At 71.9% G+C, this 18,714-nt stretch carries 14 protein-coding genes; 9 read left to right on the forward strand and 5 right to left on the reverse strand.

What is annotated here, in order from left to right; translation table 11 throughout:
* Positions 1 to 28: 28 nt before the first annotated feature.
* The 6 genes from AMK25_RS10975 to AMK25_RS11000 all read left to right on the forward strand — a co-directional run bounded on the left by AMK25_RS10975 (position 29) and on the right by AMK25_RS11000 (position 8,807).
* Positions 29 to 1,570: a sugar ABC transporter ATP-binding protein gene (locus AMK25_RS10975; protein WP_073828107.1), complete on the forward strand. Its 1,542-nt coding sequence runs from the start codon at positions 29 to 31 to the stop codon at positions 1,568 to 1,570.
* Entirely contained in the window at positions 1,567 to 2,634 is a 1,068-nt protein-coding gene (locus tag AMK25_RS10980; RefSeq protein ID WP_073828109.1) for an ABC transporter permease, read from the forward strand. Before AMK25_RS10975 ends, AMK25_RS10980 begins: the two co-directional genes overlap by 4 nt.
* Positions 2,631 to 3,623 carry a galactofuranose ABC transporter, permease protein YjfF gene (gene yjfF, locus AMK25_RS10985; RefSeq protein ID WP_073828112.1) on the forward strand — a complete coding sequence of 331 codons (993 nt, stop codon included), beginning with the start codon at positions 2,631 to 2,633 and terminating at the stop codon, positions 3,621 to 3,623. The genes AMK25_RS10980 and yjfF overlap by 4 nt, the downstream gene beginning before the upstream one ends.
* A 26-nt stretch (positions 3,624 to 3,649) precedes the next feature.
* Positions 3,650 to 5,152, forward strand: a complete 1,503-nt coding sequence (araA, locus tag AMK25_RS10990) for an L-arabinose isomerase (RefSeq protein ID WP_073828114.1) — start codon at positions 3,650 to 3,652, stop codon at positions 5,150 to 5,152.
* Between the two features lie 266 nt (positions 5,153 to 5,418).
* Positions 5,419 to 7,497 carry an RICIN domain-containing protein gene (locus AMK25_RS10995; protein WP_241826321.1) on the forward strand — a complete coding sequence of 693 codons (2,079 nt, stop codon included), beginning with the start codon at positions 5,419 to 5,421 and terminating at the stop codon, positions 7,495 to 7,497.
* Positions 7,498 to 7,817: 320 nt separating this feature from the next.
* Positions 7,818 to 8,807 carry a LacI family DNA-binding transcriptional regulator gene (locus AMK25_RS11000; protein ID WP_198937505.1) on the forward strand — a complete coding sequence of 330 codons (990 nt, stop codon included), beginning with the start codon at positions 7,818 to 7,820 and terminating at the stop codon, positions 8,805 to 8,807.
* Positions 8,808 to 8,930: 123 nt separating this feature from the next.
* Here AMK25_RS11000 and AMK25_RS11005 read toward each other — a convergent pair whose 3' ends face one another.
* The 3 genes from AMK25_RS11005 to AMK25_RS11015 all read right to left on the reverse strand — a co-directional run bounded on the left by AMK25_RS11005 (position 8,931) and on the right by AMK25_RS11015 (position 13,533).
* Positions 8,931 to 11,684 carry a beta-L-arabinofuranosidase domain-containing protein gene (locus AMK25_RS11005; RefSeq protein WP_073828116.1) on the reverse strand — a complete coding sequence of 918 codons (2,754 nt, stop codon included), beginning with the start codon at positions 11,682 to 11,684 and terminating at the stop codon, positions 8,931 to 8,933.
* A gap of 40 nt (positions 11,685 to 11,724) precedes the next feature.
* Positions 11,725 to 13,107, reverse strand: coding sequence for a glycoside hydrolase family 43 protein (locus AMK25_RS11010; protein WP_073828118.1), 1,383 nt, complete (start codon positions 13,105 to 13,107; stop codon positions 11,725 to 11,727).
* A 213-nt stretch (positions 13,108 to 13,320) separates the two neighbouring features.
* A complete protein-coding gene (locus AMK25_RS11015; protein WP_073828120.1) occupies positions 13,321 to 13,533 on the reverse strand; it encodes a hypothetical protein in 213 nt (70 codons plus the stop codon).
* A gap of 167 nt (positions 13,534 to 13,700) precedes the next feature.
* Here AMK25_RS11015 and AMK25_RS11020 point away from each other — a divergent pair, with 167 nt between their 5' ends.
* Positions 13,701 to 14,927, forward strand: a complete 1,227-nt coding sequence (locus AMK25_RS11020; protein WP_073828122.1) for a sensor histidine kinase — start codon at positions 13,701 to 13,703, stop codon at positions 14,925 to 14,927.
* Positions 14,915 to 15,568, forward strand: a complete 654-nt coding sequence (locus AMK25_RS11025; protein ID WP_073828124.1) for a response regulator transcription factor — start codon at positions 14,915 to 14,917, stop codon at positions 15,566 to 15,568. Before AMK25_RS11020 ends, AMK25_RS11025 begins: the two co-directional genes overlap by 13 nt.
* A 62-nt stretch (positions 15,569 to 15,630) precedes the next feature.
* On the opposite strand, the gene AMK25_RS11030 is transcribed toward AMK25_RS11025, so the two are convergent.
* Positions 15,631 to 16,797, reverse strand: a complete 1,167-nt coding sequence (locus tag AMK25_RS11030) for a serine hydrolase domain-containing protein (RefSeq protein WP_073828127.1) — start codon at positions 16,795 to 16,797, stop codon at positions 15,631 to 15,633.
* Between the two features lie 235 nt (positions 16,798 to 17,032).
* On the opposite strand from AMK25_RS11030, the gene AMK25_RS11035 reads away from it, so the two are divergent.
* A complete protein-coding gene (locus AMK25_RS11035) occupies positions 17,033 to 17,503 on the forward strand; it encodes a hemerythrin domain-containing protein (protein WP_073828129.1) in 471 nt (156 codons plus the stop codon).
* A gap of 51 nt (positions 17,504 to 17,554) precedes the next feature.
* Here the strand turns inward: AMK25_RS11035 and AMK25_RS11040 are convergent, their stop codons facing one another.
* Positions 17,555 to 18,412, reverse strand: a complete 858-nt coding sequence (locus tag AMK25_RS11040) for a hypothetical protein (RefSeq protein WP_073828131.1) — start codon at positions 18,410 to 18,412, stop codon at positions 17,555 to 17,557.
* Between the last annotated feature and the right edge of the window lie 302 nt (positions 18,413 to 18,714).

The raw sequence follows: 18,714 nt of genomic DNA on the forward strand, positions 1-18,714 counted from the left end.
CACCACCGTCTAGAAGAGGTCCGATGGGATGACGGGTAACCGTCCGGTCCTGACCATGACCGGCATCAGCAAGACCTTCCCCGGGGTCCGCGCGCTGCACGACGTCGACTTCCGGCTGTTCCCGGGCGAGGTCCACGCCCTGATGGGTGAGAACGGCGCCGGCAAGTCCACCCTGATCAAGGTGCTGACCGGCGTCTACGGGACCGATGCGGGCGTCATCACCCTCGACGGCGAACAGGTCTCGTTCAGCGGCCCGATGCAGGCCGCGGCGGCGGGCGTCAGCACCGTCTACCAGGAGGTCAACCTCTGCACCAACCTGTCGGTGGCGGAGAACGTGTTCATCGGCCGCGAGCCGCGCCGGCTCGGCGCGGTCCGCTGGGGCGAGATGCGCCGGCGGGCGCGAGACCTGCTGGCCCGGCTCGACCTCGACCTCGACGTCACCGCGCCGCTCGGCACGTACTCGCTCGCGGTGCAGCAGATGGTCGCCATCGCCCGGGCGATCGACGTGCAGGCGCGGGTGCTGATCCTGGACGAGCCGACGTCCAGCCTGGACGCCGGCGAGGTGGCGCAGCTGTTCCGGATCATGCGCCAGCTCCGCGACGAGGGCATCGCGATCCTGTTCGTCACGCACTTCCTCGACCAGGTCTACGGCATCGCCGACCGGATCACGGTGCTGCGCAACGGCACGCTGGTGGGGGAGTACCGCACCGAGGAGCTGCCGCAGTTCAGCCTGGTCGAGAAGATGATCGGGCAGGAGCTGGACGTGCTGGAGCGGCTCGACGAGCAGCAGAAGCGCGCCACTGTCGACGCCGACGACGAGGCCCCGCTCGTGGATGCCGCCGGGCTGGGCCGGCGCGGCGCGGTCGCGCCGTTCAGCCTGCGCATCCACGCCGGTGAGGTGGTCGGCCTGGCCGGCCTGCTCGGCTCCGGCCGCACCGAGGTGGCGCGGCTGATCTTCGGCGCGGACCGGGCCGACCACGGCCAGGTCCGGCTCGACGGCGGCCGGGCGCCGGTGCGCAACCCGATCCAGGCCATCGGTCAGGGTGTCGGTTTCTGTTCGGAGAACCGCCGGGCCGAGGGCATCGTCCCGGAGCTGACGGTCCGGGAGAACATGATGCTGGCGTTGCAGGCCGCGCGCGGCTGGCTGCGCCCGATCCCGCGCCGCCGCCAGGACGAGCTGGTCCGCAGGTACGTGGAGGCGCTGAGCATTCGCCCGGCGAACCCGGAACTGCCGGTGCGCAACCTCTCCGGCGGCAACCAGCAGAAGGTGCTGCTGGCCCGCTGGCTCATCACCGAGCCGCGCCTGCTCATCCTGGACGAGCCGACCCGCGGCATCGACGTCGGCGCGAAGGCCGAGATCCAGAAGCTGGTGGTGCAGCTCTCCGACGGCGGCATGGCGGTGCTGTTCATCTCCGCCGAGCTGGAGGAGGTGCTGCGCCTGAGCCACCGGGTCGCGGTCATGCGCGACCGCGAGATGGTCGCCCAGCTCGACAACGACGACACGCTCGACGCCGACCGCGTCATGCGCACCATCGCCAGCGGAACCCCCCGGGAGGAGGTGACCCGATGACCGCCGTCGCCGACCGCCTCCGCCCGTTTACCAGCCACCGCCTGTTCTGGCCGGCGCTGGTGCTCGTGGTGATGCTCGCCGCGAACACCGTCTACCGTCCCGGCTTTCTCGCCGTCGAGGTCAAGAACGGCCACCTGTACGGCACGCCCATCGACATCCTGCGGCTGAGCGCGCCGCTGATCCTCGTCGCGCTCGGGATGACGCTCGTCATCGCCACCGGCGGCATCGACCTGTCCGTCGGCTCGCTCTGCGCCATCAGCGGCGCGATCGCCTGCCTGCACATCAGCGGGGCGGCCGACCAGAACAGCCCGGCCACGGTGGCCACCGCGCTGGCCCTGGCCTTCGGCGCCGCGCTCGTGCTCGGCGCGTGGAACGGGATACTCGTGGCGGTCATCGGCATCCAGCCGATCATCGCGACGCTGATCCTCATGGTGGCCGGACGGGGCATCGCCCAGCTGGTCACCGAGGGGCAGATCATTACGATCAACTCCGGTCCGTACCGGGCGATCGGGCTCGGGCACTTCCTGACGCTGCCGCTGGCCATCCTGATCGCGCTCGCCGCCGCGCTGCTGGTGGCCGCGTTCACCCGGCGCACCGCGCTCGGCCTGATCGTCGAGTCGGTCGGCGGCAACGCCGAGGCCAGCCGGCTGGCCGGCATCCGGTCGCGCCGCATCGTCTTCCTCGTCTACGTGATCAGCGCCGTCTGCGCCGCGCTCGCCGGCTTCATGGTTACCGCGAACGTGTCGAGCGCCGACGGCAACGCCGCCGGCCTCTGGATCGAGCTCGACGCGATCCTGGCGGTCGTGATCGGCGGTACGTCGCTCGCCGGTGGCCGGTTCTCCCTCGGCGGCACCGTCCTCGGCGCGCTGATCATCCAGACCCTGACCACCACTGTGTACGCCATGAACATCTCGCCGCAGACGTCGCTGCTGTTCAAGGCGGTCGTCGTCATCGCCGTCTGCCTCGTGCAGGCCCCGGCGTTCCGCGCGCGGCTGCGCCGGCGGCGCGGGGCCGAGCCCGGGCCGGCGGCGCCGCAGCGGGAGAAGGAGCAGGTGCCCGCATGAGCAGCACGTCGTTGAGCACCGGCCGCTCCTGGCGGCCCAGCCTGCCGCGGCGGCACGTCCCGGTGCTGGCCACGCTCGCCCTGCTGCTCGTCATGTACGGCATCGGCGTGTCCCAGTACCGCGCGTTCTCCAACATCCAGGTCGTCTTCAACGTCTTCATCGACAACGGCTTCGTGCTCGTCGTCGCGGTCGGCATGACGTTCGTGATCCTCACCGGCGGCATCGACCTGTCCGTCGGCTCGGTGGTCGCGATGACCGCGATGGTGTCGGCGTCGCTGCTGCGCGACGGCCTGCCCGCGGCCCTGGTGCTGGTGATCGCGCTGCTGATCGGCCCGACGCTGGGCTTCCTGATGGGCTGCGCGATCCATTTCTTCGAGATCCAGCCGTTCATCGTCACGCTCGCCGGGATGTTCTTCGCCCGCGGCATGTGCACGTTCATCAGCGACTCCTCGATCTCCATCACCGACGGCTTCTGGACGTCGATGTCGCAGCAGCGCATCGGCGATCCGGCCGGCAACTTCGTGTCGATAAGCGTGCTGATCGCGTTCGCGGTGGTGCTGATCGCGGCGTACGTGCTGGCGTACACCCGGTTCGGCCGCAACGTGTACGCGGTCGGCGGCAACGCGCAGTCGGCGCTGCTGATGGGCCTGCCGGTGGCGCGGACCCGGATCGCCGTCTACACGATCAGCGGGCTCTGCTCGGCGATCGGCGGCATCCTGCTGTCGTTCTACACGCTCTCCGGCGCGCCGCTGATCGCCGTCGGGATGGAGCTGGACGTGATCGCCGCCGTCGTGATCGGCGGCACCGTGCTCACCGGCGGTTCCGGGTACGTCTTCGGCACCGTGCTCGGCGTGCTGGTGCTCGGCGTGATCCAGACCCTGATCACGTTCGACGGCAGCCTCAACTCCTGGTGGACCAAGATCGTGATCGGCGGGCTGCTCTTCGCGTTCATCCTCCTCCAGCGGCTCATCGGCATCCGGTTCAAGTGACGGTTCCTAGCGCGGAAGGCAACAACATGGCAACTCACCCCCAGCCCGAGGTCTGGTTCCTCACCGGCAGCCAGGGCCTCTACGGCGAGGACACCCTGCGGCAGGTCGCCGAGCAGTCCCGGCAGATCGCCGCGCGCCTGGACGAGTCGCCGGACATCCCCGTACGCGTGGTCTGGAAGCCGGTCCTCACCTCCAGCGCGGACATCCTGGCGGTGTGCCGGGACGCGGCAGTGCAGGGCGCGGTCGGGGTGATCGCCTGGATGCACACGTTCTCCCCGGCCAAGATGTGGATCTCCGGGCTGGACGCGCTGCGGACGCCGCTGCTGCACCTGCACACGCAGGCGAACGTGGCGCTGCCGTGGGACGAGATCGACATGGACTTCATGAACCTCAACCAGGCCGCCCACGGCGACCGGGAGTTCGGGTTCGTCCAGACTCGGCTCGGTGTGGCCCGCAAGACCGTCGCCGGCCACGTCACCGACCCGCGCGTCACCGGCCGGGTCGCGGCCTGGGCCCGGGCCGCCGTCGGCTGGTCGGCGCTGCGGACGCTGCGGCTGGCGCGCTTCGGCGACAACATGCGCGACGTCGCGGTCACCGAGGGGGACAAGGTCGAGGCGGAGCTGCGCTTCGGCGTCTCGGTGAACACCTACGGCGTCAACGACCTCGTCGCGGCCGTCGACCAGGTGGGGGACGCGCAGGTGGACGACCTGGTCAAGGAGTACGACGACACCTTCCGGGTGGCGCCGGAGCTGCGGCCCGGCGGGGACCGGCACGACTCGCTGCGGTACGCGGCGCGTCAGGAGCTGGGCCTGCGCGCGTTCCTGGAAGCCGGCGGGTTCCGGGCGTTCACCACGAACTTCGAGGACCTCGGCGGGCTGCGCCAGCTTCCCGGCATCGCGGTGCAGCGCCTGATGGCAGACGGCTACGGCTTCGGCGGCGAGGGCGACTGGAAGACCTCGGTGCTGGTGCACACGCTCAAGGCGATGGCCGTCGGCGTGCCCGGCGGCACCTCGTTCATGGAGGACTACACCTACGACCTGACGTTCGGCCAGGAGCTGATCCTCGGCGCGCACATGCTGGAGGTGTGCCCGAGCATCGCCGCCGACGTGCCGAGCGCGGAGGTGCACCCGCTGAGCATCGGCGGGCGGGAGGACCCGGTGCGCCTGGTCTTCGACGCCGCGCCCGGCCCGGCCGTGGTGCTGGGCATGGCGGACATGGGGGAGCGGTTCCGGCTGGTCGCCAACACGGTGGACGTGGTGCCGCCGCCGCACCCGCTGCGCCGGCTGCCGGTGGCCCGCGCGGTCTGGCGTCCACAGCCCGACCTGGCCGGCTCGGCGGAGGCATGGATCACCGCTGGCGCCCCGCACCACACCGTGCTCTCCCAGGCCGTCGGCGTGGAGGAGCTGCGCGACCTGGCCGCGATGGCCCGGACCGAGCTGGTGGTCATCGACGCCGACACGCGCCCGCACCGCTTCGCCGACGAGCTGCGCTGGAACCAGGCGTACTACCGGCTCGCCCGGGGCTTCTGAGCACTCGCCGCCCGCCACGCCGGCCCGCCCGCCCGCCGCGCCGCCCGCGCGGCGGGCGGCTCGTGTTACGCCTTGACGAACGGCATGTTATCGCTCACAGTCGATGGATAGGGTCACCGGCACCGCTCGCGGGCCGTTCCGGGCGCGATCTGCGCCGCAGTTGCCAGGGATCCGACTCCCGCCTGGGTGGGCATCGCTGTTAGCGATAACGCCGACATCGTCGGCGCGCGTCGCCGTGCCCGGGCTCCGGTCGACGAAGGAGGATCATGGTGACGGCTCGACTGTCCCGTGGACGTGGACGCCTGTCCCGGCTGCTGGCCGGGGTGGTGGCGCTGCTGGTCGGTGGCGTGGTGGTGGGCGCCGTGCCCGCCCCCGTCTCCGCGGCCACTGTGGACACCGGCGCGTACTACGTGCTGGTGAACCGCAACAGCGGCAAGGCGCTGGACCTGTACAACCAGGCGACGAACGACGGTGCGCGGATCACCCAGTGGACGCGCAACGACGGCGCCTGGCAGCAGTGGCAGTTCGTGGACTCCGGCGGTGGCTACTACCGGCTGCGCTCCCGGCACTCCGGCAAGGTGCTGGACGTGACCGGCGCGTCCACCGCCAACGGCGCCGCGGTGGTCCAGTGGACCGACCACGGCGGCACCAACCAGCAGTTCCGGCTGGCCGACTCCGACAGCGGGTACGTCCGTCTGATCAACCGGAACTCGAACAAGGTGATGGAGGTGCAGAACGCCTCCACCGCCGACGGCGGCAACATCGTCCAGTACGACGACTGGAACGGCGCGAACCAGCAGTGGCAGCTGGTGCGGGTCGGCGACAACCCGGGTGACCCGGGCACGCCGAGCGGCAACTTCACCAACCCGGCGGTCTGGCAGGACTTCGCCGACGTCGACATCATCCGGGTCGGCGACGTCTACTACATGTCCGCCTCGACCATGCACTACTCGCCGGGCGCGCCGGTGCTGCGCTCCTGGGACCTGGTGAACTGGGAGTTCGCCGGGCACTCGGTGCCGCGGCTGGAGTTCGGCACCAAGTACGACCTGAGCGGCAGCGAGCAGGCGTACGTGGACGGCATCTGGGCGTCGACGCTCAACTACCGGCCGAGCAACCGCACGTTCTACTGGGCCGGGTGCATCGACTTCGCGCAGACCCACATCTACACCGCCGCCGCCGTGGACGGCGCGTGGAGCCGCCTCGCCACCATCCCCAACTGCTACTACGACGCCGGCATGCTGATCGACGACAACGACACCATGTACGTCGCGTACGGCAACGGCACGATCAGCGTGGCCCAGCTCTCCGCCGACGGGCGCAGCCAGGTGCGGGCCCAGCAGGTCTACCAGACGCCGTCGAGCATCGGCACGCTGGAGGGCGCGCGCTTCTACAAGCGCAACGGCGCGTACTACATCTGGCTGACCCGCCCGGCCAACGGCCAGTACGTGCTGAAGTCCACGAACGGTCCGTTCGGCCCGTACGAGCAGCGGCAGGTGCTGCTGAACCTGCCCGGCCCGATCTCCGGTGGCGGTGTGCCGCACCAGGGCGGGCTGGTGCAGACGCAGACCGGCGCCTGGTACTACATGGCCTTCACCGACGCGTACCCCGGTGGCCGGATGCCGACCCTGGCGCCGATCACCTGGACCTCCGACGGCTGGCCGCAGGTGCAGACCGTCAACGGGGCCTGGGGCGCCAGCTACCCGAACCCGTTGCCGACCCGTCCGGTCAAGCCGCTCACCGGCACCGACACGTTCTCCGGCACCACGCTCGGCGTGCAGTACGAGTGGAACCACAACCCGGACAACAGCAGGTGGTCGGTGAACAACGGCCTGCGGTTGCAGACCGCCACCGTCACGAACGACCTGTACCGGGCCCGCAACACGCTCACCCACCGCATCCAGGGTCCGACCTCGACCGGCACCATCGAGCTGGACTACTCGACCATGCGCGACGGTGACCGGGCCGGCCTGGCGATGCTGCGGGACAGCTCGGCCTGGATCGGCGTACGGCGGGACAACGGCGCGACCCGGGTGGTGATGACCAACGGCCTGACCATGGGCTCGAACTGGAACACCACGAGCACCGGGACGGAGATCGCCAGCGCGGCGGTGTCCGGCGGGCGGATCTGGCTGCGCGCGAACGCCGACATCCGGCCCGGCTCCGGGCGGCAGGCGCGGTTCTCCTACAGCACCGACGGGGTGAACTTCGTGTCGCTGGGCAACGCGCTGACGCTCAACAACGCGTGGCAGTTCTTCATGGGCTACCGGTTCGGCTTCTTCAACTACGCCACCCAATCCCTGGGCGGCGCGGTGACGGTGCGGCAGTTCTCGCTGACGACACCGTGACAACGGTCACTATTCGCGGCCGTTGACACATCTTCAATAGCCCGGGGTGCGGCTCCGGCAATCGCCGGAAATGCCGCACCCCGGGCCCAATTCCACCCGCTCCGAGCTGCCTGTTCGTGCCACTGCGTAACGGAAGGGAATGAGCCGCCTGTCGATTCCGCGATATCGGCGCGCCACGGTGGGAACGGTCGATCGGCGGTGCGGATACCGAGGGGACCGCTGGCGTAGACTGTCGCCACCCGGGACGGTCCGGTCGAGATCGACCGGGTGCGGCCGCCGCGGGCAGTGGCGAAAGTGAGGTGGCCGTGCGCGGTCCTGCGATGACGGACGTGGCTCGCCTCGCCGGGGTTTCGCACCAGACGGTCTCCCGGGTCCTCAACGGGCATCCCAACGTGCGTGAACAGACCCGGCTGCGGGTCCAGGCCGCCATCACCGAGCTCGGCTACCGGCCCAACCGCGCGGCCCGCGCGCTGGTGACCGGTCGATCCCAGGTGATCGGCGTGGTCGCCCAGAACACCACGCTGTACGGCCCGGCGTCGCTGCTGGCCGCGCTGGAACAGACCGCCGCCGAGGCCGGTTTCGCGGTGAGCATCGGCAGTGTCCGCGACCTCGACCACCGCTCCATCTCTGCGGCGGTGGAGCGGCACCTGGCCCACCGGGTCGCCGGCATAGTGGTGATCGCGCCGGTCGAGTCCGCCGGGGAGGCGCTCGAACGGCTGCCCCAGGACGTGCCGCTGGTGACCGTCGACGGCGATCCCCGGCGGCCCATCCCGCTGGTCACCGTCGACCAGGTCGCCGGCGCCAAGGCCGCCACCGAGCACCTCCTCGCCGCCGGGCACCGCACCGTCTGGCACGTGTCCGGCCCGTCGGACTGGTTCGACAGCGCCGGCCGGATAGAGGGGTGGCGCGAGGCGCTGCGGCAGGCGGGCGCCGAGATCCCCCCGCTGGTCCCGGCGGACTGGTCCGCTGCCGCGGGCTACCGGTGCGGGCAGATGCTGGCCCGGATGCCGGAGGTCACCGCGGTCTTCACGGCGAACGACCACCTGGCGCTCGGCGTGCTGCGCGCGCTGCACGAGCACGGCCGCCGCGTACCGGACGACATCAGCGTCGTCGGGTTCGACGACGTGCCCGAGGCGGCGTACTTCATCCCGCCGCTGACCACGGTGCGGCCCGACTTCACGGCGGTGGCCGCGGCCAGCCTCGACCTGCTGCTGGCCCAGATCGAGTCGGAGTCGGCCGGCCCGCTGCGCCAGACCATCGCCCCGACGCTGGTCCGGCGCCGCAGCGTAGGCCCACCCCCCACCCGCTGACCCCACCCGCGCACGCCGCGCCCAACCCCCTCGCCGATCTTGCACTTCGGGCCCCCAGGGTGTCCGGTTGGCGAACTTCGCAGGGTCCGATAGTGCAAGATCGGCGAGCTGGGGCGGGGTGCGTCAGAGGAAGCGCCAGCGCTGGTGGGCTGCGCCGGTGTCGTCGGCGAGGACCGCCTGCGCGCCCTGGGCCGCGGAGCCGCCGCTGAGGCCGAGGACACGGCCCCCGTTCGCGCACTGGATCCGGAACCATCCGCCGCCGCCGTGACGCAGCCGCCACCTGTGGTCGGCGGTGCCGTTGTCGGCCCACTGGACGATCCGGGCGCTGGCCGCTGTCGAGCCGCCCTCGACGCCCAGCACCTTGCCGCTGTTGCCGTTGCGCAGCCGCAGGTAGCCGCCGGTGTCCACGAGCGCGGTCCAGAGGTGGTCGGCGGTGCCGGTGTCACCCCACTGGATGACCAGCCCACCGTCGGCGGTGGACATGTTCTGCACGCCGAGCACCAGCCCGCTGCCGAGGTTCTGGATCCGCCGCGCCCCGTTGGGCAGGAACCGCCACTGGTTGTCCAGACTGCCGTTGTCCGGGTCCTGCACGGCGAACGCGCCCTGGGCGGTCGAGCCGCCGGAGATGCCGAGCAGCTTGCCGGTGTGCACGTTGCGCAGCTTGTGGCTGCCGTCGCCGACGTCGACAACGGTCCAGAGATGGTCGGCGGTGCCGTTGTCCGCCCATTGCAGGATCCGCGCGCCGTCGGCGGTGGACATGTTCTCCACGCCCAGCACCTTGCCGCTGTTGACGTTGCGCAACCGCAGCGCCGACCCGTCGACGACGAGCTGCCAGTCGTGGTCGGCGGTGCCGGTGTCGCCCCACTGCAGAGCGAGGCCGCCGTCGGCGGTGGACATGTTCTGGATGCCGAGCACCAGGCCGCTCGCCGCGTTCGCCAGCCGGAAACTCGCCTCGCCACCGCCGCCGCCCGCGCCGACGCGCCAGTAGACCGTGTAGTTGTGGCCGTGGGCGTCGTAGAACGGGCCGAGGTTGACGGTGGCGCCGTCGGCACGGGCGGTGAAGGCGAGACTGCCCGTGCCGGTCCGGGTGACCGAGGCGGGGTCCAGCGTCGGCAGGGCGCTCAGCGTGGTGTTGCCGTAGTTGCCGGAGAGCACCACCGGCCCGTACGTGACGGCGGCGACCGCGGCGTCGTCGTTGGCCGCCACCGTCGCCACGCGCATCGGCAGCCGGACCGTGACCGTGTCGCCGGAGGTCCAGTCGCGGGTCAGGACGGCGTAGCTGCCGGGCGTGGTGGCGATGCCCGCGGCGACGCCGTTGACGCTGACGCTCGCCCCGCTGGTCCACGCCGGGATCCGGATCCGCATCGTCCACGACCCGCTCACCGAGCCGGTCACGGTCAGCGTCGTGGTGTCGCCGACCGGGTACGAGGTGGCCTGGGTGACGGTGATACCGCGCTGGCTCCAGGTCAGCACCGAGGGCATGAACAGGTTGACGGTCAGCGTGGTGCCGTTGTGGAAGTAGATCCCGTCGGCGAGCGTGGTGTTGGTCTCCAGCCCGGTGCCCTGGCAGCACCAGAAGGAGTTGTAGTCGGTGCTCCACGTGCCGCCGCCCCACGCCGGGCCGACACCGCGCCGCCCGCCCGGGTTGAGCGGGGTGAAGTAGGTGACGTGGCCGTGCGCGTCGGCCGGGTTCTGCTGGCCGATCATGTGGTTGAGCAGCGCGCGCTCGTAGAAGTCGGCGTACGCGACCCGGTCCGGGTCGAGCTGCCACAGTTCCCGCGTGAGCTTGAGCATGTTGTACGTGTTGCACGCCTCGCAGGTGTCGTTGCGCAGGTAGCCGGCGATCGCGTTCGGGGCGCGGAAGTGCTCGGCCTGGCTGTTGCCGCCGATGGCGTACGTGTGCGCGCCGACGGTGATGGCCCACGCGTTGGTGGCGATGTCGCGGTAGCGGGTGGCGCCGGTGGCCTTGTACTCCCGGGCCGCGCCGATCCACTTGGGCACCTGCGTGTTGGCGTGCAGCCCGTTGAGCTGGTCGGAATTGGCGGCGAGCGGGTTGAACACCGCGGCGTGGTCGAACCGCTGCGCGACGGTGAGCCACCGCCCGTCGCCGGTCTGCTGGTAGAGGTCGGTCAGCACCGCGTTCATGCCGCCGAACTCGGTGCCGAGCATGGCCTGCATCTGGGCCGAGGTGAGCCGGCCGGTGCGCTGGTCGACCCAGCCGGCCAGCGCCAGCAGCACGTCCCGGGCCTGGGTGCTGCCGATCAGCCGCCACACGTCCAGCAGTCCGGCCAGCGTCTTGTGGATGCAGTAGTAGGGGACGTTGCCGTTGCTGAGCGTCCGGGCCTCCAGCGCGGTGAAGTCGGACTCCGGGAAGCCGGACAGGTAGCCGGTGCTGAACCCGGCCGCGCCGTTGTTGGCCTGGCAGCGGGCCAGCTCGGCGACCATGGTGAGCGCCTTGTCCCGGCAGGTGGTGTCGCCGAGCACCGCCCACGCCTGCGCCCAGGCGGTCAGGAAGTGACCCTGCATGTGGGTGCGGAACGGGAAGTTCGGCGCGTCCCAGCCGCCGTTGGCGGCGGCGCCGCCGGTGGACAGGCGATGGTTGGCCCGGAAGTTGTAGAGCAGCCGGTTGACGTCCACGAAGCGCAGGTAGGCCACCGTGCGGTTCTGGTTGTCCTGCCACCGGCTCGCGGTCAGCCGGACCTGGCCCGGGTCGAAGGCGTACGCGGACACGCCGATGTCGGGGCGGGCCGGTGGCAGCGCGGCGTGCGCCGTACCGCCTGCGGTGACGGACCCGGCGGCGGCGCCGGCGGTGGCCGCGACGGCGGTGGCGCCGGTGGCGCGGAGCAGGAATCGGCGGTTCACCAGGGGAGCGGGCATGGACGGCCTCCGTGGCGGGGACGGTGGTGGTGGGGGACGGTTACGCGGTGACCCGGAAGGTGGCGTCCTGCCGGTCGAGCGCGGGGGATCCGGCGCCGAGCGGGTCGATGCGCAGCCGGTAGTCGTAGTGCCGCAGGTAGCGGGTGGGGTAGTTGTACGAGCGGAACGACGACCAGGTGGCGTCGGCCAGGCCTGCGGTGCGGTGGAAGGTGGCGTCGGCGCGGAACGTGGCGGTGCCGTCGTTCGGGTCGAGCCGGACCGCGTAGTCGTAGTGCCGCAGGTAGTTGCCGGGGTAGTTGACCGACTCGAACGAGACGCCGGTAGCGTCGGCCAGGCCGGGGACCATCCGCCACATCTGGTCCTGGTACGGGTCGAACGGGTACGCGTCGACGCGGGCGACCCGGTCGGCGTGCCGGACGTAGCGGTCGGGCAGGTTCGACGACTTGAGCCGGACCCAGTTCGGCGTGCCCCAGCGGTTGACCATCGCGGCGTACTCGCCGTCGGTGATGCCGATCATCGAGCCGTGTTTGGAGTTCAGCGGCGGGGTGTAGTCCCGCTGGTTCAGTGGCGTCCACGAGTTGCCGGAGATGGTCGTCGTGGACCAGGCGTAGTAGTCGTTGTTGACCGGGCTGAACGAGTCGCCCCACAGCCGCCAGCCGCCCTCGTTGGTGCGCAGCAGCAGCGGCGCCTCGATCGCGTTGCCCTGCCGCAGTCCGCTGGTGTACGTGGTGAAGCTGTTCGGCGCGGCAGTGGTGGAGCGGGCGCCGTAGAGGTATCCGTCGTCGAGGTTCTTGTAGTAGAGGTACGTGGTGCCGCCGTCGACCACCACGTCGCCGTCGAGCACGCCGAAGGCGGGGCTGAAGTAGACCTGCGGTGCGCTGACGGTGCGGAAGTCGCTGGTGTAGTTGACCAGGAACACGTCCCGGCCGTTGTTGGCGGAGTAGACGATGGCGTACTGGCCGCGGGCGGCGTCCCAGAACGCGGTCGGCGCCCAGGTGTGGGTGTCGAGCGTGTGCATCCGGATGCGCCGGTAGCCGGTGAACGCGGTCAGGTCGGCCGAGTCCCACACGTGCAGGTACTGGCTGGTCAGCCCCCAGTTGGTGCCCTTGAGGTCGGTGGCCAGCACCACGAAGGTGCCGTCGGTCCTGCGCAGCACGAACGGGTCGCGCAGGCCGAGCTGCCCGGCGGTCGGGGTGACCACCGGGTTGTTCTGGTTCAGCGGCGTCCAGTTCAGCCCGTCCCGGCTGACCGCCAGGTGCAGGCCGTAGTCGGCGCCGAGGCCGTTCGGCGTCTCGGTGAAGTAGGCCATCGCGTAGGCGGTGTTCGCCGCCGCGAGCGCGCCGCGGGGCAGGCTGAGCGCGCCGGAGGCGGCGGCAGCCGCGGACAGGGCGCCGACTGTGAACGCGCGTCGGGTCAGGGGCACGACGGGGGCCTTTCTCTGCGGTGGAGATGACGGCCGCGTTAACGCTAACAACGTCCCCTAGCCTGGCGTTCATATAGCTGGCTGTCAATCGATTCGCAGCGTTAACGCACCCGCCGCACGCTCACCTGCGGCGCGAACGCCGCAGGGCGGGCCGTCGTCGTCACGGCCCGCCCTGCCCGGCTGTCCGGCGCCGGCGCGCGGCCGGCGACTGGGTCAGCGGTTGCGGTAGTGGTTGACGGCGAGGGTCCCCCCGCTCAGCAGCGCAAGCGCGCCGAAGGCGGAGCCGGCCCACGGGTTGCCGACGACGCTCGACAGCACCACGTTCGCGGCCACGCTCACGATGAGCACCAGCCAGAGCAGCGGGCGCATCCGGGTGACGGACGTCGGGGCGGCGGCGGTCTCGGCGGTACGGTCCAGGTCGTTCACGGCTGCCTCCTCGGTGATTTCTTCTACGACCGACACTAGGGAGCCGGCCGGTCGGGAACGATCCCGCCAGCACGACAGTCCTGGTACAGCAGGCTGTACTTTCCGCGCCCTGGGCTGCCGGACCGTGACCGCGGTGACCTATCGTGTCGCCCGGGGGTGGGGCCGCGATGGAACACGTGCGTAGGCGGGTCCGTGCCTCGGTGGACGCGCTGGAGCACCTCGTCGGCGGGCTGGGCACCGCGGTGCTGGCCCTGGGCACGCTGCTCGGGGCGGTCGTCGTCGCGGCGGCCTGCGTCGGCGGAGTCGGACTGCTGCTCGTACCCGGACTGCTCCAGGCCGTGCGGTCGGCGGCCGACCGCGAGCGCGCCCGGCTGTCCCGGTGGGGGCCGCCGATCCCGGAGCCCGGGCCGGTGCCGGCCGGGCTGCGCACGGCGCTGCGTGACCCGGTCGTGCGGCGGGAGCTGAGATGGGTGGCCACCCACGGCACCGTGGGCTTCGGCGCCGGGCTGCTCGCGCTCACGCTGCCGATCTACGCCGTGCAGGACATCACGTTCCCGCTCTGGTACCGGCTGGTGACGCCGGGGCCCGGCGCGCCCGGGATCTGGTGGTGGCACATCGACGGGCTCGGCGACGCGCTCGCTGTCGCCCTGCTCGGGGTGGGATGGCTGGTCATCGCGGTCGCGAGCGGCCCGGCGCTGGCGCGGCTCCAAGCCCGGCCGGGCCGCCGGCTGCTGCCCCCGCCACCCGGGTTCGACCTGTCGCTGCGGGTCGCCGAACTCACCGCCACCCGGGCCGCGGCGCTCGACGCGCACGCGGTGGAACTGCGCCGCATCGAGCGCTCGCTGCACGACGGCACCCAGAACCGGCTGGTCGCGGTGAACGTGCTGCTCGGCGCCGCACGGCGGGCGGTGCGCCGCGACCCGGACCGCGCCGACGAGATCCTGGAACGCGCGCAGAACGCGGCCGAGCAGGCGCTCGGCGAGCTGCGTACGGTGGTGCGCGGCATCCTGCCGCCGGTGCTCGGCGACCGAGGGCTGGCCGGGGCGCTCGCCGGGCTCGCGGCGGAGTGCGCGGTGCCGTGCCGCCTGTCGGTGGACGTCGACGTGCGCTGCGCGGCGTCGGTGGAGGCCACCGCGTACTTCGTGGTGGCCGAGGCGCTGACCAACGTGGTCCGGCACAGCGGCGCGAACGGCGTCGAGGTCGTCGTGCGCCGGGAACGGGACCGGCTGCTGGTGACGATCACCGACGACGGGCGCGGGGACGCCGACGAGACGCGCGGCTCGGGGCTGACCGGCATCCGCCGCCGGGTCGAGGCGTACGACGGGCGGATGACGCTGACGAGCCCACCGGGAGGGCCGACGAGGATGCACGTGGAGCTGCCATGCGGATTGTGATCGCCGAGGACGACGCGCTGCTGCGCGAAGGGCTGGCGCTGCTGCTGCGCGCCGAGGACCTGGACGTGGTGGCCACCGCCGGCACGCCGGGGGAGTTCCTGGCCGCTGTGGACGAACACCGGCCGGACGTGGCGATCGTCGACGTGCGGATGCCGCCCACCCACACCGACGAGGGCATCGTCGCCGCGGTCGAGGCCCGCCGCCGCCGGCCGGGCCTCGCGGTGCTGGTCCTGTCGGCGTACGTCGAGCAGGCGTTCGCCACCGAGCTGTTCGCGGTCGGCGCGTCCGGGCTCGGCTATCTGCTCAAGGAGCGGGTCGGACGGGTCGAGGAGTTCCTCGCGGCGCTGCACCGGGTCGCGGGCGGTGGCAGCGTGATCGATCCGGAGGTGGTCGGGCAGCTGCTGGCCCGCAACCGGCGGCCGGACACGGCGCTGGCCGAGCTGTCGCCGCGCGAGCACGAGGTGCTGGCGCTGATGGCCGAAGGGCTGGGCAACGGCGCGATCGCCGAGCGGTTGTTCGTCACCGACGGCGCGGTGCACAAGCACATCCGCAGCATCTTCGCGAAGCTCGGCCTGCCGCCGGACGACCGCGCCGACCGCCGGGTCACCGCCGTGCTGCGCTACCTCGACGGCCGGCGGTAGACCACGCAACGCAGGCGCGCCGCCTCACCGGGGAGGCGGCGCGCAGGCGGCTGTGGTCCGGATCAGCGGCCGGTGCCGCACAGGGCCGCGTCGACGGTGCTGGTGACCGCCTCCAACATCTCCAGGCTGGTCGGCAGCGCGGTCACCGCGACCACGGCGCTGCGCCCGTCCGTGGTGGCCAGGTTGCGGGTCTGGAAGCCCTGGATGTCGCCGCCGTGTCCCCAGGCGTGGCCGCCGCAGGGCAGCTCGTGCCGGGCGATGCCCAGGCCGTACTCCCACACCCCGGTGGGCTCGAAGTCGGGTGCCGGCACCGTGCGCGTCAGGGCCGCCTGCTGAGCGGGCTTGAGCAGCTTGCCCGCCAGCAGCGCCTCGAAGAACGCCCGCAGGTCCGACGGCGTCGAGACGAGCTGACCGGCGGCCCAGCCCAGCGACGGGTCCATCCGGGTCACGTCGACCCACGGCGCGCCCGGCTCCACCGCCACGTATCCGCGCGGCAGACGCCCCGGCAGGTCCTGCTCGCCGGTCTGCGGCCAGTACGTGTCACGCAGCCGCAGCGGCTCGATGATCCGCCGGGTGATCTCCTCACCCACCGGACGCTTGGTGACCCGCTCGATGATCAGCCCGGCCAGCACGAAGTTGGTGTTGCTGTACTCCCACTTCTGACCCGGCGGGAAGCGCCGCGACTGGGTGAGCGCCTCGTCCAGCAGCCGGCGCGGGTCGAAGTAGTCGCTGCGGCGGTCCACCAGATCCTGCGCCTCGCTGAACACGACCTCGTCGTAGTCAGGCAGGCCGCTGGTCTGCTGCAGCAGCTGGCGTACGGTGATCCGCCGCCCGTCGTTGCCGTTCGCGCGCACCATGCCGGGCAGGTAGCGCTCGACGGTGGCGTCCAGCTCGATCCGGCCCTCGCCGACGAGCTGGAGGACGACCACGGCGGTGAACGTCTTGGTGTTGCTGCCGATCCGCACCCGGGCGTCGCGGGGGATCCCGGCGCCGGTGCGCAGGTCGCCGACCCCCGCGGTGTAGTCGCGCACCCGGCCGTCGCGGCGTACGGAGGCCAGTGCCCCGGGGAAGCCGTGCTCGGCGACCAGGCCGTCCAGTCGCGTCTGGACGGCGTCGCCGGCGGGACGCCGGGCATCGGTGGTCGCGGCGGACGCGGCGGGCACACCCAGCGCGGCGACGGTCAGCAGGGCCGTGGCGCCGACTGCGACCGGGAAGGTACGGCGGGTCATGGGAACTCCTCGACGGAGGTGAACGGGTACGGCCTCAAGCCTCGGAGAATCGGGCTGCACGTTCCATACCGCCTGCTGCCCGAACCGGGGTAGCGCTGGCACTACTTGATGGGGCCGGTGCCGCCGGTTAGGCTCCGCGCAGCGTCGCGTGCCGGTGGCAGACCGTGTCAGGCATGGAGGCGCCGGACCGGAGGGAGCACGACGATGACACTCGTCGTCCCTTCGCCCTCTCCTCATGGCTGAGGGCGAACAGACCAGGCTGGTGGCCTGGAGCCGAGAGATGCGCGCCGTCCACGAGCGGCTGCGCGAGGCGTTGGAGGTGACCCGGCAGGCGCTCGCCGCCGGTGAGCCGGCGCGGCCCGCGACGCGGGACCTGCTGCTGTTCTGCCACGGGTTCTGCGCGGCCCTCACCGCGCATCACGAGGGCGAGGACCACAGCCTCTTCCCGGCGATCGCGACGCGGCATCCCGAGTTGCGCGAGACGCTGGACCGGTTGCGGCAGGACCACTCGATGATCGGGTACCTGCTGTCCGGGCTGAGCGCGGCGGTGGCCCGCGACGCCCCGCCCGACGAGCTGACCCGGCACCTGGAGGGCGTGGCGGCGATCATGGAGTCGCACTTCCGGTACGAGGAGCGGCAGCTTCTGACAGTGCTGGAGACGCTGGCGCTGGACGCCGACCCGGCCGACGTCCTCGGACCGCTGTGAACCCTGGTCGCGGCCCGGCGGGATGCGCGCCGCCGGGCCGCGACCGGGCGTTCAGTTCAGGCCGCAGGTGGCCAGCGCGTCCAGGTTCGGGCGCTGCGCGCCGACCCGGTTGAACGCGATCTCGATGCGGTCGAGCGCCGCGACGCGCTTGCTGCGCAGCGGCCCGAGGATCGCGTTGTCGATGAACGCCGGTCCGCCTTCGGGGCGTACCGCGAGCTGGGCGAGGCGGGCGTTGGCCTCGGCGATCTGCTTGTCCAGCGTGGCCAGTTCGGCCTGCACCTGGCCGGCGGCCGTCGCCGGGACGGCGGGCAGCGCGACGCGCGGGCAGTTGACCGTCCGGGCCTGTCCGCCCGCGTTCCCGTTCTGGCCCCCGGCGTTCCCGTTCTGGCCCCCGTTGTTGCCGTTCTGACCGCCCGCGTTGCCGTTCTGGCCGCCGGCGTTCTGGCCGGCGCCGCCGTTGACGGCGCTCGGCACGCCCGGCGCGTTCAGCGAGCAGGCCGCCAGCGCGTCCAGGTTCGGCCGCTGCGCGCCGATCCGGTTGAACGCGATCTCGATGCGGTCGAGCACGGCGACGCGCTTGCTGCGCAGCGGGCCGAGGATGGCGTTGTCGATGAACGCCGGTCCGCCCTCGGGGCGTACCGCCTGCCGGGCCAGCCGCTCGTTCTGCCGGGCGATCTCCTGGTCCAGGTTGGCCAGTTCCCGCTCCACCTGCGCCGATGCCGCCGCCGGTACGGCGGGCAGCTTGTCGCGTACCGTCGGGCAGTTCACGGTCTGCGCGGCGGCAGTGGTGGCCGGGCGGTTGTTCTCGCCCGCCGACGCCAGTTGCAGCCCACCGGCGAACAACAGCGCCGCGAGAGCGCCCACCCCGCCGAGCTTCAGGATCGCGGTCTTGCGCGTACCCCTGGCCATGCACCTCTCCTCTGGTTGACCGGGAGGGGTGCGGCCGCTGCCGCGCCGCCTCCGCGGTGCGAAGTGACGACTGGAGGAATCGTGCTCGTGTCCGCTCCGGCATCGCGGTTCGGGCCGATGTTCCCGTCGGCAGTGGATACGGACCGAGGCGCGAGATCGTTCAGTGCGCCGGATGTTTGACCGCATCGACGTCTGTCGTTAGGCTGCGCTGAAAGCGCTTACTGTGCGGGAGACGTGAGCGTTCGTCCGTGATGACGCGGACGTCCGGGCGACAAGGCCCGCCCCTGACACCGACCGGGCAT

It is taken from the genome of Micromonospora sp. TSRI0369, from assembly GCF_001905625.1.
GTDB lineage: Bacteria > Actinomycetota > Actinomycetes > Mycobacteriales > Micromonosporaceae > Micromonospora > Micromonospora echinospora_A.

Coding starts and splice junctions, on each gene's coding strand:
- AMK25_RS10975 (WP_073828107.1), top strand. CDS start 29: ATGACGGGTAACCGTCCGGTCCTGACCATGACCGGCATCAGCAAGACC.
- AMK25_RS10980 (WP_073828109.1), top strand. CDS start 1,567: ATGACCGCCGTCGCCGACCGCCTCCGCCCGTTTACCAGCCACCGCCTG.
- yjfF (WP_073828112.1), top strand. CDS start 2,631: ATGAGCAGCACGTCGTTGAGCACCGGCCGCTCCTGGCGGCCCAGCCTG.
- araA (WP_073828114.1), top strand. CDS start 3,650: ATGGCAACTCACCCCCAGCCCGAGGTCTGGTTCCTCACCGGCAGCCAG.
- AMK25_RS10995 (WP_241826321.1), top strand. CDS start 5,419: ATGGTGACGGCTCGACTGTCCCGTGGACGTGGACGCCTGTCCCGGCTG.
- AMK25_RS11000 (WP_198937505.1), top strand. CDS start 7,818: ATGACGGACGTGGCTCGCCTCGCCGGGGTTTCGCACCAGACGGTCTCC.
- AMK25_RS11005 (WP_073828116.1), bottom strand. CDS start 11,684: ATGCCCGCTCCCCTGGTGAACCGCCGATTCCTGCTCCGCGCCACCGGC.
- AMK25_RS11020 (WP_073828122.1), top strand. CDS start 13,701: ATGGAACACGTGCGTAGGCGGGTCCGTGCCTCGGTGGACGCGCTGGAG.
- AMK25_RS11025 (WP_073828124.1), top strand. CDS start 14,915: ATGCGGATTGTGATCGCCGAGGACGACGCGCTGCTGCGCGAAGGGCTG.
- AMK25_RS11030 (WP_073828127.1), bottom strand. CDS start 16,797: ATGACCCGCCGTACCTTCCCGGTCGCAGTCGGCGCCACGGCCCTGCTG.
- AMK25_RS11035 (WP_073828129.1), top strand. CDS start 17,033: ATGGCTGAGGGCGAACAGACCAGGCTGGTGGCCTGGAGCCGAGAGATG.
- AMK25_RS11040 (WP_073828131.1), bottom strand. CDS start 18,412: ATGGCCAGGGGTACGCGCAAGACCGCGATCCTGAAGCTCGGCGGGGTG.